Below are 15543 nucleotides of genomic sequence, written 5' to 3' on the forward strand. Positions count from 1 at the left end.
CCGAGTCTGCCGCAGACTAGGGTGCTGAGTCCTCCGGGGGGACGCCTCCGGGGACCCGAGACCCGCCGGGGGGTTCCGGGAGGCGGGCGCCGCTCTACGCTTGAGCCACTACCTGCCCTCCCCCACCCCTGGGGGGCAGCAGCCCGCGACCAAACCGGAGTCACCACCGTGACCGACGTTCTCTCCACACTCTTCCGCTCCGACCAGGGCGGACATGAACAGGTAGTCCTCTGCCAGGACCGCGAGACCGGCCTCAAGGCGGTCATCGCCCTCCACTCCACCGCCCTGGGCCCGGCACTCGGCGGCACCCGCTTCCACTCCTACGCCTCGTCGGACGACCCCGAGCAGGCCGCGGTCCTGGACGCGTTGAACCTCTCCCGCGGCATGTCGTACAAGAACGCCATGGCCGGCCTCGACCACGGCGGCGGCAAGGCCGTGATCATCGGCGACCCCGACAAGGTGAAGACCGAGGCCCTGCTGCTGGCGTACGGCCGCTTCGTCGCCTCGCTCGGCGGGCGCTACGTCACGGCGTGCGACGTCGGGACGTACGTCGAGGACATGGACGTGGTCGCGCGGACGAACCGGTGGACCACCGGCCGCTCGCCGGCGAACGGCGGCTGCGGCGACTCCTCGGTGCTGACGGCGTTCGGCGTCTTCCAGGGCATGCGCGCGGTGGCCGAGCACCTGTGGGGCACGCCGTCGCTGCGCGGGCGGCGGATCGGCGTCGCCGGGGTCGGCAAGGTGGGGCACATCCTCGTGGACCACCTGGCCGCGGAGGGCGCGGAGGTGGTGATCACCGACGTGCGGGCGGCGTCGGTGGCGCGGGTACGGGCCGCGCATCCCGGCGTGACGGTCGTCGCGGACACGGACGCGCTGATCCGCGAGCCGCTGGACGTGTACGCGCCGTGCGCGCTGGGCGGGGCGCTCAGCGACGACACGGTGCCGGTGCTCGCCGCGAAGGCCGTCTGCGGCGCGGCGAACAACCAGCTCGCGCACCCGGGCGTGGAGAAGGACCTGGCCGACCGCGGGATCCTCTACGCCCCCGACTACGTGGTCAACGCGGGCGGGGTCATCCAGGTCGCCGACGAGCTGCACGGCTTCGACATGGACCGGGCGCGGGCGAAGGCCGCGCGGATCTTCGACACGACGGTGGAGATATTCCACCGGGCGGCGTCCGACGGCGTACCGCCGGCGGTGGCGGCGGATCGAATCGCGGAGCAGCGCATGGCGGACGCCGGGCGCCGCGCCTGACCGCCCGGCGCTCCTCGGCCCGCCCCGCGCACGCCGGGGCGGGCGGGGCGATGTGTGCACCTTCACCAAAGCAAAGCAGCGACGTCGCGTAACGCATGTCACCACCGTGCGGCGGGTCGCTCCTCGTCAGACGATAGAATCGGGTCTTGACCAGCGGGGACGCGGGCCTCACCGGGATCGGCGGCGGGGCCTGTGCTGCCAGCGACGTACCGTCAGGGTGCAGAAACAGGTACCGTTGAACCCCGATGGACGGTCCCTCTTCACCGAGGGTCCGCATCCGATCATGAACGCGTATCAGACTCTGGGGCCATCGAGCCCCGTCGTTTGAGGGGGTCGACCCATGGGGCGCGGCCGGGCCAAGGCCAAGCAGACGAAGGTCGCCCGCCAGCTGAAGTACAGCAGCGGTGGGACTGACCTCTCACGCCTTGCCGAAGAGCTGGGCGCATCGACGGCGAAGCCGCCGTCGAACGGACAGCAGCAGCAACAGCACGTCGAGGAAGAGTCGCCCGACGACGACCTGTATTCGCGCTACGCGGAGCTGTACGAGGACGAGGACGACGAAGACGGCGAGGACTCGGCCGGCTCGTCGGAGCAGCGCCGCGGGGCCTGAACCGCAGGCAGCAAATCGGAGCTCGGCTCGGGGACATCCCCGGACGGGCCCTTTTTGCTGCCGAAAACCGGCCGTGACCGGGGGCCTGAGCGGGCCCGGTCCGCCTGCGGCCGGGGGCCTCAGCGGGCATAGTCTCCCGTAAGCTCGACGTCACCCGCCCCCGCCTCCTCCTGCCCGCGCACCTCGCCGGCGACCCAGGCGTCGACCCCGCGGTCCGCGAGCAGCGCCAGCGTGACGTCGACCGACTCCTGCGGCACGACGGCGACCATGCCGACGCCCATGTTCAGCGTCCGCTCCAGCTCGGCCCGCTCGACCCGGCCCACCTCCCCGACCACGTCGAAGACGGCGCCCGGCGCCCACGTCGTCCGGTCGATGACGGCGCACAGCCCGTCCGGCACGACCCGGGCCAGGTTGGCGGCGAGGCCCCCGCCCGTGACGTGCGAGAAGGCGTGCACCTCGGTGGCGCGCAGCAGCGCGAGGCAGTCGAGCGAGTAGATCTTCGTCGGCTCCAGCAGCTCCTCGCCGAGCGTGCGGCCGAACTCCGGCACCGCCCGGTCCAGCGCCCAGCCGGCGCGGTCCAGCAGGACGTGGCGTACCAGCGAATATCCGTTGGAGTGAAGGCCCGAGGAGGCCATCGCGACGACCGCGTCACCCGTACGGATGCGTTCGGCGCCCAGCACCGCGTCCGCCTCGACCACGCCGGTACCGGCGCCGGCCACGTCGTACTCGTCGGGGCCGAGAAGCCCGGGGTGCTCCGCCGTCTCGCCGCCGACCAGCGCGCAGCCGGCCAGCACGCAGCCCTCGGCGATGCCCTTGACGATCGCCGCGACCCGCTCCGGGACCACCTTGCCGACGCAGATGTAGTCGGTCATGAACAGCGGTTCTGCGCCCGTGACGACCAGGTCGTCGACGACCATGGCGACCAGGTCGTGGCCGATCGTGTCGTGCACGTCCATGCCCTGCGCGACCGCGACCTTCGTGCCCACGCCGTCGGTCGCGGAGGCGAGCAGGGGGCGCTCGTAGCGCTTGAGCGCGGAGGCGTCGAAGAGGCCGGCGAAGCCGCCGAGCGCGCCGACCGACTCCGGCCGCCGGGTCTTCTTCACCCACTCCTTCATCAGCTCGACGGCGCGGTCACCGGCCTCGATGTCGACGCCCGCCGCCGCATAGGAGGCGGCGGGGGCCGCGGGGGCGGGGGGCTGGCTGGCACCAGACATGGGCTTGGGGTCCTCCGGGTCGTTCACCTGGGTCGGGTGGGGCCTGGGCGCCGGCGCTACGGGCGGCGCAGCGCGTCGGCGGCGTCGTGCCCGCCGGCGACCTCGGTCTCCAGCAGGTGCTTGCCCAGCAGCTCCGGGTCGGGCAGCTCCATCGGGTACTCGCCGTCGAAGCAGGCGCGGCAGAGGTTGTTCTTGGGGATGCCGGTGGCCTCGATCATCCGGTCGGTCGAGATGTACGCGAGCGAGTCCGCGCCCAGCGACTGGCCGATCTCCTCGACCGACATCCCGTTGGCGATCAGCTCGGCGCGGGTGGCGAAGTCGATGCCGAAGAAGCACGGCCACTTGATCGGCGGCGACGAGATCCGCACGTGCACCTCGGCGGCGCCGGCCTCGCGGAGCATCCGCACCAGCGCGCGCTGCGTGTTGCCGCGGACGATGGAGTCGTCCACGACGACGAGGCGCTTGCCGCCGATGACCTCCTTGAGAGGGTTCAGCTTCAACCGGATGCCGAGCTGCCGGATGGTCTGGGACGGCTGGATGAAGGTCCGGCCCACGTAGCTGTTCTTGACGAGCCCGGCCCCGTACGGAATGCCGCTGGCCTCCGCGTACCCGATGGCGGCGGGGGTGCCGGACTCGGGCGTCGGTATCACCAGGTCGGCATCCGCGGGGGCCTCGGCGGCGAGCTGGCGGCCCATCTCGACGCGGGCGAGGTAGACGTTCCGGCCGGCGATCTCGGTGTCGGGCCGGGCCAGGTACACGTACTCGAAGACACACCCCTTGGGCTTTGCTTCGGCAAAGCGACTGGTGCGCAGCCCGTTCTCGTCGACCGCGATCAGCTCGCCGGGCTCCACCTCACGGATGAAGCTCGCCCCGACGATGTCCAGCCCGGCGCTCTCCGACGCCACCACCCAGCCCCGGTCGAGACGCCCGAGCACGAGCGGCCGGATGCCCTGCGGGTCGCGGGCGGCGTAGAGCGTCTGCTCGTCCATGAAGACGAGGCTGAACGCGCCCTTGGCCCGCCGCAGCACCAGCGGCGCGGCCTCCTCCACGGTCAGCGGCTTGCCGTCGTCGTCGACCTGCCCGGCGAGCAGCGCGGTGATCAGGTCGGTGTCGTTGGTCGCCGCGGCCCGGCCGCCGCGCGATCCGCCGTCCGGGGGCAGCGCGGCGACCAGCCCGGACAGCTCGGCGGTGTTGACGAGGTTGCCGTTGTGACCGAGCGCGAGCGACCCGTGGGGGGTGGCCCGGAAGGTGGGCTGGGCGTTCTCCCAGACGGAGGCGCCGGTCGTCGAGTAGCGGGCGTGACCCACGGCGATGTGGCCCTGGAGGGAGCCGAGGGAGGTCTCGTCGAAGACCTGCGAGACCAGGCCCATGTCCTTGAAGACGAGGATCTGCGAACCGTTGCTCACCGCGATGCCCGCGGACTCCTGTCCCCGGTGCTGCAGCGCGTACAGTCCGAAGTAGGTGAGCTTGGCGACCTCCTCGCCCGGGGCCCAGACGCCGAAGACGCCGCAGGCGTCCTGGGGGCCCTTCTCGCCGGGAAGCAGGTCGTGGCTGAGTCGTCCGTCACCACGTGGCACGTATTCGAGTCTAAGGCAGGTTGGCCCGGCACCCGCACGGCCGGAACGTGGCCCGGATCACGTCCCGGCCCCCCGCCGGGAGGGTGGGGCGGGCCGCGCGGGGGCGGCGGCCACCGGGGGGCTGGACCCCGTACGTGGTCCCGGGGTGGTCTCCCATCAGGCGAGCTCAGCCCAGGTCGAGCACCATGGCGTCGTACACGGGCGAGTCGTCACCCGGCTGCGACCTGCCCACGCGCCGGTACCCCCAGCGCGTATACGCGGCCCGTGCGGGCGCGGCCTCGGGCTCCGGCCGCACCGTCAGCGTCACCCGCTCCACCGGCAGGCCCGCGAGCAACGCCGCGTGCAGCCGGCGGGCGACACCACCGCGGCGCCATGGCCTGCGCACCGCCAGCTCGATGACGGCGAAGGTGCGCCATCCGCTCTCCGCGGTGAACTCCGCCGGGGCCGGCGCGAGGAGGTTGTGCCACCAGCCGGTGTCCTCGGGCAGGCAGAAGCCGTAGGTGAAGCCGACGAGCTCGGCCCCGTCCCGGGCGAGCGCCACCCGGAAGCCCGGGCGGGTGGCCTGGCGGGCGAACATCTCCACGAACTCGGCGACGTCGTCCGGGCCCTCGCGGTACGGCGGCTCTGCGTAGACCTCGCGGTAGGCGGGCAGGAAGGCCTCGCACATCCCGGCTGCGTCGGGTCCGTCGTAGCGCTGCACCGTCACCTCGGCCATGTGGACACCCCTTCACCGGACGTGCGGGTGATGCTGCGGCCGCCTCTCGCGCCGGCCCGGTGTCGACTGGCGGAGTTGCGCGAACGGCCAGGTGGCCGTTGCTTTCCTTGTACGTGCCCGGCCGGGGCATCCCGGCAGACTCAGCCGAGCCACGCGGTTGAGCTGATTGGTTACCCGCCGGCAGTCGCGCACGAGTTTTGTGTGCTTACCCCTGCGGGTTCGGCAACGCCTTCATCCCCTCGTACGCCTCACGCAGCTCCGCCGCTTCCGGCATCGTCCGCGACTCCGCGGCCTTCACGACCTCCAGGGCACGCCAGTGGTTCGACGGCACCACCCGTCCGCTGAGTATCGCCAGCCGGGCCGCGTCGCACGCCTCGTCGAGCCGGCCGTCGGCGAGCAGCACCAAAGCGAGATCGATGTTGGCGGAGGCCACCCGACGCGGCCACTTCAGCACGTCGTCCGACGGGCTCAGCCGGGCGATCACCTCGCGCGCGTACGGCTCCGCGGCGCGGTCCCCCAGCCACGCGAGCGTCGTCGCCGTGTAGGCGAGCGCCTTTGCCGGGTCGTACTGGTAGTGGTGTTCCCTCGGGCGGTCCGACAAGCCCATGGCGGCAGACATCCACTGGACGCGCTCGACAGCCGCGTAGGTCTCCCGCGCCTCGCCCAGCCGCGCCAGCGCGCGCCCCTCCTGCGCCGTCGCCTGGACCTGCGCCGAGCTGCCGGCCGGGGCGATGGACTGTGCCGCGCGGGACAGTTCGAGGGCGCCTGCGTAGTCCCCCGCGGTCAGTACGCGCCAGGCGTCCGTCTCGTAGCACCACGCCTCTATCTCGCGGTGCTCGGCTTCGCGCGCCAAGGTCCCGGCGGTCCGCATGTGCGCCGTCGCCGCGTCCCCCTGGTCGAGGTCGACGTGCGCCGTCGCGCCCAGGAGCGACAGCCAGCCACCCACGGTGAGGAGGCGGCGGCGCTCGGCAAGGGTCGCGCGTTTGTCGAGGAGTTGCGCGACGTACGCCGTGTGCTTGCGAACTCGCCGTAGGAGGACCTGCGGGGGCGTGACGGGATAAGCCGTGGCGAGATCATCGAAGGCCCGCTCAAGGCGCGTCAGCGTCTCGCCGCCCACGTCGCTGGCGTTCACCCGCCGCGCCAGTTCCCACGCCGCGGCCTCGTCGTCCACCTGTTCACTGTCGGGTGTGGCCCAGTGCGCCGGGTGCGGGGCCAGGAACGCGGAGAGCTGAGCGGCGGTCACGTCCAGAGCACGGGCCAGTTTCGGGCGTTGCCAGGGCTGCGGGTTGCTTTCGCCGCTCTCCCAGCGCTGCACCGTCGATAACGCGACGCCGACGCGTTCGGCCAGGTCTTCCTGCGAATATCCCAAGGATCGTCGACGCTCGGACATACGTACTCGTCTGGCAGCCATCGCCTCACCGCTTCGAATCGTATATCTCCCCTGGTCAGCCTACCCGTTGGGGTATCGGTGGGGCCGAGATGCGGTGTTCTTGCTCTGGTCTCGCCGTGCGCCGATCGGTTGCCTGGTTACCGGCAGTTGCATACCCGTACTGCCGCTGCGGCGATCCCATCTGCGCATTCCCACGGAGACGAACATGGAGAACGATTCGAGGCAGACCGGCACCGGTACGCCTTTACCGCGAAGAACCCGCGGCGCAAGCCTCGACCACCGGGGCCGTATCGTCCGTCCGGGCCGGATCCCGGATCCACCCGCGGAAACCCCTCCGGCCAAACGGCAGTTCGCGCGGAGGGCGCGGGACGTGGCGCGGGCACGGGAGTTCGTCGTGGGGCTGCTCGCTCCCGGGGTCGAGGCCGGGGTCGCCGACGACATCCGCGTGTGCGTCTCCGAACTCGCCACCAACGCCCTGCGGCACACACCCCCCGGCCGCGAGTTCCTCGTACGCGTCCTGCCCCGCGACGACGTCCTCCGCATCGAGGTCCACGACGCCGGCACCGGCACCCCGCACCTGTGCGCGCCCTCCGGGTCCGGCGACCGCGGGCGGGGCCTGCGTCTGGTCGACGCCCTCGCCGACGACTGGGGTGTCAGCGCGCGGTCCGGGCCCGGGAAAGCCGTCTGGGCCGAGTTCAAGGTCGCCGGACGTGCGGCCTCTACGGCCCGGGAGTAGCCGGGCGCCGGGCGCGGGCCCGGACCCCGGCGCGCAGGCCGTCACGAACCGGCGGCGTGCTCCCCAGCCTCCTGGGACAGGCTGAACTCCACGCCCTGGTCATCGGTGCAGTGGGCGTACGCGCCGGACGGGATGGTGACCGGGTCCTCCGCCGTGCCGCCGAGTTCGCGCACCCGGGCGACGGCGGCCTCGATGTCGTCGACGGCGAAGTAGATCCGCGGGTGCCGTGACTCGTCGCCGTGCGGCGCCCCGCCCATCGGCTCGGGCCCCTTGATCATCGAGTAGCCCGGGAAGTTGCCCTCGTAGAACGTCCAGCCGAACAGCGAGCCCCAGAACTGCTGGGTGGTGGCGATGTCGCCGCTCGGCAGCTCGAAGTACGTGACCTGTCCACTCATGACCGCGCTCCCTTATGTCAGCTTCCTGACATCCACCGTATGTCAGACTGCTGACATGGAGCAAGCGGAGACGGTCGGCGACCTCGAACTGTCGGTGGGCTACGTCCTCAAACAGGTGCACGCCGCACTGCGCACCGCCATGGACGAGGTGCTGCGGCCGATGGACCTGACCGTCCCCCAGTACGCCTGCCTGGAACTCCTCGGCCGGCACCCCGGGCTGTCCAACTCCGAACTCGCCCGCCGTGCCTTCGTCACCCGCCAGTCGATGAACCTCGTTCTGCGCCGCCTCCAGGAGCGAGGGCTGCTCACCCGGCCCGAGCACGCACCCCACGGCCGGGCGCTGCTGGCCGAACTCACGGAGGACGGCCGGACGACGCTGCGCAGGGCCAGCGTCGCGGTCCGCGCCGCCGAGAAGCAGCTCTTCTCGCCCCTCTCCCGCGAGCAGCAGCGCCGGCTCCGGGAGGAACTCGCCTCCTGCGTGGCCGCGTCGTCCGTCGCCGACCCGCCCGAGCTGCCCTGACCGCGTCGGGAGCCCCAGGGCTGCCGCTCAGGACGGCCGGCCGCCGAAATGCCAGTCGTGCACCTCGACCGCCGCGTACGCGTCCGCCGTGAGGACCGCCCCCGCCGCGGCCGCGTCCGGGGCCCGTAGCAGCGCCGCCGTGCCCAGCCAGAGCGCTCCGTCGTCCGACAGCAGCGGGCCGTACGCGATCAGCTCGTCCCGGTCCTGCGGCGGGGCCAGGTCCGCGGGGCTGCCCGTGCCGAGGCCCAGGACCAGGTAGCGGTTGCCGTCCGTGGCGCCGCCGGGGAAGTCCCACATCGTGCGGCCCAGCGTGTTGCGCCAGCGGCGCAGCATCACGTCGCGGTACGCGCCCGCCTGGTAGCCGGGCTCGGCGAAGGCGAACGCGCGGGCGGCGGCCGCGTCCGGGAGGTCGAGGATGTGCACGCTGCCGGTCGGTACCTCGCCGTCGTCGGTCAGGGTCGGACCGCGGGCGATCATTTCCGCCGCGTACCCGTCCATGTAGGACCAGTGGTCCTCCAGCAGCTCCATGCGCAGTTCCAGAGAGCCGGGCCGGTCACGGTGGTAACAGAAGAACTCCATTCCCTCAGTGTGGCCTCCGGGCCGCGGAGTACAGTCGGGCACCGGACCGGTGGGGAGGGGGTGCGGGTGTGCGTGGCCGGGGGGTCGGGTTCGCCGGGGTCGTGGCCGGGCTGTTGCTGGGGCTGTTGCCGGGGCTGGGGCTCGGTGCCGTGCCGGCCGCCGCCCAGGACGGGGAGACGCAGGCCGACTACCTCGCCCAGCGGCTGCGCGAGGACCCCGTCTACGTCTCCGATCAGGTGCCTCTCGCCGTCCCGCGCTCGGCGGCCGGGGAGTTCGCCAAAGTGGCCGAGCGGACCGGCGTGCCGACGTACGTGCTCGTGCTGCCGAACGAGCCCCTGTTCGTGGACCAGTTGCTCGCCGCCGTGCGCGACCGCCTGGGCGAGGACGGGCTGTACGTCGTCATCGACGCGGGCATGTCCTGGATCGACGCCGCGGCGTACGGGGTGGACGTTCCCGTACGGGACGCCAGGTCGGTGACCACGTACGAACTGCCCCACGACGCCTGGCCGATCGAGTCGTTCCGGCTCTTCGTCGAGGCGCTGACCGATGACGACGTCGCCGCGCGGGCGCAGGCCGCGCGGGAGAAGTACGGCAGCGGGCCCGACGGGCAGTCGCCGACGGCCACGCCCCCGCCGCTCCACGGCGCCCGGGAGGAGCCGCAGACCGACGACACGGACGAGGTGTCGGTCACCGATCGGAAGAACCAGAGCTTCCTCACCGGGATCTCGCTGGCCGGGCTGCCGTTGCTCATCCTCCTCCTCACCGCCTACGCCCGGCGGCTGCGGCGCCTCCCGTACGCCGCCGGACGGGGGCGGCACTGATGTGGAGGTGGCTGCGCAGGCGGCCGGAGATCGCCGTCGCCGTCCTGGTCGCGGTGCTGATCGCCGTGGTCGCACAGCAGCGGTTCGGGGACCGCTCCGCGACCTCCGCCGACAGCCGGCCCGCCCCCGGGCCCTCCGCGGCGCACGTGCCGGGCGCGGCCGATCTGCGGCTGCGGGTGGAGCGAGTCGGGGCGGCGCTCGCCGAGGAGCCGCTCTACGAGGATCCGGAGAGCGAGCGGGCCCTGGACGCCGCGGAGCGCGGCGAGTTGCTCGACCGGATCCGTGCCTTCGACCACGGGGTCTACGTCGCGATCGTGCCGATGCAGCGGGAGGACGAGTCCGGCGGCGACTCCCTGGAGCTGATGCGGCGGCTGCACGAGCGGGTCGGACGCGACGGCGTCTACGTCGTCGCCGACCCGTACGTCGGCGACATCGACGTCGCCAACTACGGGACGCTGCTGGACAGCGACTACCTCGCGTACGAGCTGCCCGAGCGTCTGCCGCGCGCCGACGCGAACGCCGACGTCGACGACGTGCTGCTCCCCGAGCGGCTCGGCGCGCTGCTGACCCTCCTGGGGGAGGCGCCGCGGAACAGTACGCCCGGCGAACCGCCCTATCAGCCGCTGCCGGAGGACGACGAGGAGTACGAGCCGGAGCCGCTGCCGTCGGTGTTCGGCGCGGACTTCGGGCCCGGCCTGGCCATCGGCGCCGTGCTGGCCGCGGCGCTGTTCGGCCTGGTGGTCGCGGCGTTCACCCCGCTGCGGGTGCGGCGGCGGCGCCGGGCCGCGATGTGGGTGCCGCTGCCCGCCCAGCTCCCTGCCAAGCCGCTGGGAGCGAGGGCGGCGGGCGCGGTGCCGGCGGTCGCGCCGCGCGCGGACGACTTCCGCGCGCCCGGGCGGGCGGAGCTGCACCGGGCCGCGCAGGACGCCCTGCGGTCGCTCGCCCAGCGGTACGCGGCCGTGGCCGACGGCCCCGGCGGGCCCGGCGGAGCCGGCGTCGTCCGGGCCGCGGACTGTCTCGACGCCGCGCTGCTCGCGGTGGACGGGCGGCAGGACGGGCGCGTCGACCGCGACGCCGACGCCGCGGCCCTGGTCTGCGCCCTCGTGCTCGCCCGCGCCGGCCACGCGGCGCTCAGCGGTGCCCCCCACCACCCCGTGGACTACCGCTGCTGCGCGACCAACCCGCTGCACGGGCCCGAGCTCCCCAGACCGGACCCCGTACCGCTCTGCGCCGCCTGCCGGCACTCCGCCGTCCCGACGCAGGAGTTGCGGCTGCTGCTGCCCACCGCCCAGGGGCCCCTTCCGTACGACGAAGTTCCCGGACCGCCGGCCGCCGCCGCGACCGGGATCACCGCACTCATCCGCCAGGTCCGGGAGTACGCCGGTGTGCCGCACTGATACCGCTCGACGCCTGCTCGTCGCCCTGCTCGCCGGGGCCGTCGCCGTGCTGCTCGGCGCCGGGCCCGCCGGAGCGCAGCCCAGCGCCGCCGAGGAGATCGCCGACGCGCTGCGGCGGTCGCCGGTGTACGTGGACGACGGGTACGAGACCGCGCTGCCGCCCGCCCGGCAGCGGGAGCTGGCCGCGCAGGTCGAGGAGACCGGGCTGCCGCTGTACGTCGTGGTGGTGCCGCTCACGGCGGGCGACGCGTTCGGCGGAGACGCCGGTCAGCTCGCCGGCGCGGTGCACGACCGGCTGGGTCACGATGCCGTCATCCTCACCAACAGCGCCTCCGCGGACTCCCTGGAAGGCTGGGAGTGGCCGCACGGCAAGCACCAGGCCGGGCCGGCGGCTTCCGCCGTCTTCCACCTCGACGAGACGCGGGACGCCGGCCTCGGCACCCAGTTGGCCAGGGCGGTCGAGATCGTCGCCGCGGGCAACGGGGACGAGGTCTACGAACGGGCCACCGCCGACCTCCGCACCCCGACGCCGACCCGCACCACCGATCCGGCCCCGACCGACCCGGCGTCGGCCGGCAGCGACGCCGCGGAGCCCGGCGGCGGCGTGGGCACCGGTACCGCCGTCCTGATCGCCGCCGCCGCGGTCGCGCTGACCGCCCTCGCCGGGCTGCTGCTGGCGCGCCGCCGCCGGCGTTCCGGAAGTCCGGCTCCGTTCACCTTCCCCCGGGCGGTGTTCGCCGCCGCCGCGGCCGCCGACGAGGCGGATCTGCGCCGCCGGGCGGAGGCCGAGGTCATCGCCCTCGGCGAAGCGGCGCGGGCCCATCCGGACGACGCCGACCCGGCCGGCCTCCAGAGCGCGCTGGACGCGTACGCCGCCGCGGGCACCGTGCTCGACGGCGCCCGTGGCCGCGCCGACCTGGCGGGCGTGCTGGCGCTGGTCCTCGAAGGCCGCGACGCGCTGCAGGGCGCGCGGACCGCCCGGCCGCTGTGCTTCTTCAACCCCCTGCACGGCCGCGGCGCCCGCCGCCTCAAGTGGCGGCCCCTCGGCCGCCGCGACCACCTGCGCGTCTGGGCCTGCGCCGCGTGCGCCACCGCGGTCCAGGCCCGCCGCGCCCCGGAGGTGCTGACCGAGCGGGTGGACGACCGCGACGTGCCGTACTTCGAGGTCCCGGCGGAGCGCAGCCTGTGGGCCGCGACCGGCTACGGTTCGCTGGCCGGCGACCCGCTGGCGGCACGGGTGGCCCGCGGCGACTTCACCCGCGCCCTGGAGCACTGACCCCCGCCACCACCTCCGGAACGCTCCGGCACCCGGCGTGGCCCGGCACCCCCGCGCCGCCCAGACCGGCGCACCGCGTCACGCCAGCACCGGGAGCACCCCGCTCAGATCCGCCCGCTCCCCGCTCGCCGCCACGGCCCCCTCCGCCAGCGCCGTCGACCACTCCGTACGCCCCGTCGCCAGCCGGACCCACGTCAGCGGGTCCGTCTCCACCACGTTCGGCGGCGTGCCCCGGGTGTGGCGCGGGCCCTCGATGCACTGGACCGCCGCGTACGGCGGAACGCGCACCTCCACCGCCGCGCCCGGGGCCTTCGCCGCCAGGGCGTCCGCCAGGACGCGGACGGCGGCGGCCAGCGCGCCCCGGTCCAGCGGGACGTCGACCCCGACGGCCCTGGCCAGGTCGTCGCTGTGCACGACGAGTTCGACGAGGCGGGTGACGGTCATGTCGAGTGCGGTCATCGGGCCGAAGCGGTGCGGCACCAGGCGGTCGGTCCGTACGGCCTCGGGCCCGGCCGCGGCCAGCCGCTCCGCCGCCGCGTCGAGCGCCGCGGCCGGCGCCGAGGGCCCGTCCCCGTACTCCGCGGCGATGCGGGCGGCCTCGCGGCGGGTGTGATCGTCCAGCCGGTCGGCGATGCCCGCCGTCGACACGGCCCACCGGTCCAGGGCGACCACGTCCTGGCCGGCGCCGCCCGGTCCCGCGCCCCTCCGCGCCGCCGGCGGGGCCTCGGCGAGCAGCCGCGGCGTCGTCTCGATCTCGTCGACGACGTGCGCCAGCAGCAGCCGCACGTCCCAGCCCGGCAGGCCCGACGGCAGCGCGAGCAGGCGCTCGTCCAGCGCGTGCGCCGCGGCGCTGAGCGCGCGCACCTGCGCCGTGAGCGCCGTCCACGTCTTCTGCGGGTCGTACGTACGCGCCCTGCGGGCGCCGCTGCGTCTGGCGGTCGGCATGACAGGAGCGTACGACCGATGTGTGACAACGCGGTCCTGTGCCACCATGCGCGCATGCCTATCGCCGACCGCTACCTCGCAGAAGACGAGTCGCTGGTGTACGTGACCCGCCAGCACTGGACCACGCTGGTCAACGAGTTCCTGGCGTTGTGCGTCATCGCGGTGGCCGCGGGGGCGCTCGTGTGGTGGGTGCCGCGGGACGAGGACTGGGGGAAGTACACGAGCTTCGGGGTGCTCGCGGTGGCGGCGATCTTCGCCTGCTACTTCTGGCTCATCCCGCTGCTGCAGTGGCGCAGCACGATGTACATCCTCACCACCAAGCGGCTGCACAAGCGCAGCGGCTTCCTCTCCAAGTCCGGCCGCAGCATCCCCCTCGCGCGCGTCAACGACGTGTCGTTCCGCGCCAACCCGTGGGAACGGATCATGCGCTACGGGACCCTCAACGTGCAGTCCGCGTCCGAGCAGGGCGTGATGACGCTGCGGCACGTACCCGACCCGGAGGGGCTGAAGGCCGAGATATACCGCGCCGTGGACGCCCTCGGAGGCGGCCCCGCGCCCGCCCGCTGACCCGCCCCCGCACCCCGGCCCGTCGTCGCGGGACCGGGGCGGCTTCCTCGCCGCTACTCCGGCGGCTGCCGTACGGGGTAGGGCGGTTGGGTGGACAGGCCCACGGGGAAGAGGTGGGTCTCCCCGCCTTTCGCCTCCCAGTCGTCCTTCACTTCCACCGACCTCACGCCGGCGGCCAGCCACCGGCCGTCGGGCGACCACGCCAGTTCGTAGCTCTGCAACGGGTACCAGCCCCGGCCGATGGCGTGCCGGGTGACGACCCGGTGGTCACCGACGCGTCGGATGAGCACTTCCAGCCGCCCCGCCGACTCCCCTGAGATCGCCAGATGGTCACCGCCGGGACTCACCCGAAGGGAACGGATCTCGATCCCCTCGTTCCCGATCACCTCCAGGATGCGGCCGTCCGCCGGGTCCACCACGTACACCCGAGACCCGCGGCCGACGAACATCCTCGACTCGTCCGCGGAGAACGCGACGGCCTCGTACGGATCGGGCGCCACCGGCCCCGGCTCGCCGTCCTCCTCGTCGCCGCTCCCGTCCAGCGCCACCACTCGCGTCTCCCCGGCCGGGGAGAGCAGGCCGACGGCGGGCCCGGACACCCATTCGGTGCGGTACCGGCCGGTGGGCGAGCGCAGCCTGCCCGACTGCGGGGGTGCCTCGACCGGCGTGTCCCGCACCGCGTCGTATGCCACCTGCGGGCGCAGGTCCTCGTGGTGGCGGAGGGTGACGACCGGCTCGCCGGGCACCCACATCAGCCAGGGAGAGACGTAGTCGTCTGCGCGGGCACGAAGGCGCTCGCGCCATCCGGCCGTCTCGTACACGACCAGTTCGCCCTCCTCGCTGGTGACGGCGAGAAAGCGGCTGTCGTCCGAGAACGCCAGATGGCGCGGCTCGTCGTCCCCGCCGAAGGGCGTCAGCACGGCTGCCGGACGGCGCAGATCGGGGATCGCGCCGGCTTCGCCGGCGAGCGGCCGGTCGGCGTGCGTGGGGTACGACGCGGTGCGCCACCAGTCGCCGGCCGTCAGGTGCTCGATCCACCGGGGGTCGGTGACCACCACGTCGTAGTCGGCACCGACGTTCGTCTCCTCGCTGAGGACGAGGTCCGCGGCGGCCTCCGGGGTCATCTCGCCGAACCGGGGCTGTTCTTCCCAGGGGAAGCCGCCGCGGTCCTCGTCGTCCAGCAACTCGTCGACCTCCTCGTCCGTGAGGGGGTGGTGACGCGTCGCGACGCGCTCCACGCTCTCGACGAAGAACCGGGTGTGGGCGTCGACCCAGGTCTCGTCGAGGCGCTGGTCCTGGGTGAGCACGTCACCCAGCGGCGCACCGTCCGCTCTCTCCCCGAAGACGCGGAGGAAGAAGCTCGCGTCGTCGGTCAGGGGCGCGTGCGAGCCCCTGTCGTAGTAGATGACGGTGGTGCGCAGGCGGATGCGGCGCCGCGGCAGGTCGACGGCCAGCACCCGCACGCCGTACAGATCAGTCATAGCCCCCGGTCTCCGTCGTTCGGCGATCGTCCCGGCGCCGGCATGAGCGCCATGAGCGCCATGAGCGCC

General features: G+C 73.7%; 16 protein-coding genes. 8 read left to right on the top strand and 8 right to left on the bottom strand.

The window, feature by feature from the left end; genetic code table 11:
• Nucleotides 1-168 precede the first annotated feature (168 nt).
• Together O7599_RS17280 and O7599_RS17285 are read left to right on the top strand one after the other, a co-directional pair.
• Nucleotides 169-1251 carry a Glu/Leu/Phe/Val dehydrogenase dimerization domain-containing protein gene (locus O7599_RS17280; RefSeq protein ID WP_281623051.1) on the top strand — a complete coding sequence of 361 codons (1083 nt, stop codon included), beginning with the start codon at nt 169-171 and terminating at the stop codon, nt 1249-1251.
• A 340-nt stretch (nt 1252-1591) separates the two neighbouring features.
• On the top strand, nt 1592-1861 hold the full coding sequence (locus O7599_RS17285) for a DUF3073 domain-containing protein (RefSeq protein ID WP_281623052.1): 270 nt from the start codon (nt 1592-1594) through the stop codon (nt 1859-1861).
• A 119-nt stretch (nt 1862-1980) separates the two neighbouring features.
• On the opposite strand, the gene purM is transcribed toward O7599_RS17285, so the two are convergent.
• The 4 genes from purM to O7599_RS17305 all read right to left on the bottom strand — a co-directional run bounded on the left by purM (nt 1981) and on the right by O7599_RS17305 (nt 6778).
• The gene (gene purM, locus O7599_RS17290) at nt 1981-3075 is read right to left on the bottom strand and encodes a phosphoribosylformylglycinamidine cyclo-ligase (RefSeq protein ID WP_281623053.1); all 1095 of its coding nucleotides are present in this window, start codon (nt 3073-3075) and stop codon (nt 1981-1983) included.
• A 56-nt stretch (nt 3076-3131) separates the two neighbouring features.
• Nucleotides 3132-4652, bottom strand: coding sequence for an amidophosphoribosyltransferase (purF, locus tag O7599_RS17295; RefSeq protein ID WP_281623054.1), 1521 nt, complete (start codon nt 4650-4652; stop codon nt 3132-3134).
• A gap of 166 nt (nt 4653-4818) precedes the next feature.
• Nucleotides 4819-5367: a GNAT family N-acetyltransferase gene (locus O7599_RS17300; protein ID WP_281623055.1), complete on the bottom strand. Its 549-nt coding sequence runs from the start codon at nt 5365-5367 to the stop codon at nt 4819-4821.
• Between the two features lie 205 nt (nt 5368-5572).
• On the bottom strand, nt 5573-6778 hold the full coding sequence (locus tag O7599_RS17305) for a helix-turn-helix transcriptional regulator (protein WP_281623056.1): 1206 nt from the start codon (nt 6776-6778) through the stop codon (nt 5573-5575).
• A 286-nt stretch (nt 6779-7064) separates the two neighbouring features.
• Between O7599_RS17305 and O7599_RS17310 the strand changes: the two genes are divergently transcribed.
• Nucleotides 7065-7493, top strand: a complete 429-nt coding sequence (locus tag O7599_RS17310; protein WP_281623415.1) for an ATP-binding protein — start codon at nt 7065-7067, stop codon at nt 7491-7493.
• A 41-nt stretch (nt 7494-7534) separates the two neighbouring features.
• Here the strand turns inward: O7599_RS17310 and O7599_RS17315 are convergent, their stop codons facing one another.
• Nucleotides 7535-7888 carry a VOC family protein gene (locus O7599_RS17315; RefSeq protein WP_281623057.1) on the bottom strand — a complete coding sequence of 118 codons (354 nt, stop codon included), beginning with the start codon at nt 7886-7888 and terminating at the stop codon, nt 7535-7537.
• A 55-nt stretch (nt 7889-7943) separates the two neighbouring features.
• Here O7599_RS17315 and O7599_RS17320 point away from each other — a divergent pair, with 55 nt between their 5' ends.
• The gene (locus O7599_RS17320; protein ID WP_281623058.1) at nt 7944-8408 is read left to right on the top strand and encodes a MarR family transcriptional regulator; all 465 of its coding nucleotides are present in this window, start codon (nt 7944-7946) and stop codon (nt 8406-8408) included.
• A gap of 27 nt (nt 8409-8435) precedes the next feature.
• Here the strand turns inward: O7599_RS17320 and O7599_RS17325 are convergent, their stop codons facing one another.
• Nucleotides 8436-8987 (bottom strand): YciI family protein, encoded by a 552-nt coding sequence (locus tag O7599_RS17325; protein ID WP_281623059.1) that lies wholly within the window; start codon nt 8985-8987, stop codon nt 8436-8438.
• 68 nt (nt 8988-9055) lie between these two features.
• Between O7599_RS17325 and O7599_RS17330 the strand changes: the two genes are divergently transcribed.
• From O7599_RS17330 to O7599_RS17340, 3 genes are read left to right on the top strand one after another with little or no spacing between them, the layout of a single operon-like run.
• A complete protein-coding gene (locus O7599_RS17330) occupies nt 9056-9808 on the top strand; it encodes a hypothetical protein (protein ID WP_281623060.1) in 753 nt (250 codons plus the stop codon).
• Nucleotides 9808-11205 (top strand): hypothetical protein, encoded by a 1398-nt coding sequence (locus O7599_RS17335; RefSeq protein ID WP_281623061.1) that lies wholly within the window; start codon nt 9808-9810, stop codon nt 11203-11205. The genes O7599_RS17330 and O7599_RS17335 overlap by 1 nt, the downstream gene beginning before the upstream one ends.
• Nucleotides 11192-12481 (top strand): hypothetical protein, encoded by a 1290-nt coding sequence (locus O7599_RS17340; RefSeq protein ID WP_281623062.1) that lies wholly within the window; start codon nt 11192-11194, stop codon nt 12479-12481. Before O7599_RS17335 ends, O7599_RS17340 begins: the two co-directional genes overlap by 14 nt.
• A 78-nt stretch (nt 12482-12559) precedes the next feature.
• On the opposite strand, the gene O7599_RS17345 is transcribed toward O7599_RS17340, so the two are convergent.
• Nucleotides 12560-13426 carry a sterol carrier family protein gene (locus O7599_RS17345; protein ID WP_281623063.1) on the bottom strand — a complete coding sequence of 289 codons (867 nt, stop codon included), beginning with the start codon at nt 13424-13426 and terminating at the stop codon, nt 12560-12562.
• 54 nt (nt 13427-13480) lie between these two features.
• Between O7599_RS17345 and O7599_RS17350 the strand changes: the two genes are divergently transcribed.
• Nucleotides 13481-13993, top strand: coding sequence for a PH domain-containing protein (locus O7599_RS17350; RefSeq protein WP_281623064.1), 513 nt, complete (start codon nt 13481-13483; stop codon nt 13991-13993).
• Nucleotides 13994-14046: 53 nt separating this feature from the next.
• Here O7599_RS17350 and O7599_RS17355 read toward each other — a convergent pair whose 3' ends face one another.
• On the bottom strand, nt 14047-15474 hold the full coding sequence (locus tag O7599_RS17355) for a hypothetical protein (RefSeq protein WP_281623065.1): 1428 nt from the start codon (nt 15472-15474) through the stop codon (nt 14047-14049).
• Nucleotides 15475-15543: the final 69 nt, after the last annotated feature.

The organism is Streptomyces sp. WMMC500 (assembly GCF_027497195.1).
Lineage (GTDB): Bacteria > Actinomycetota > Actinomycetes > Streptomycetales > Streptomycetaceae > Streptomyces.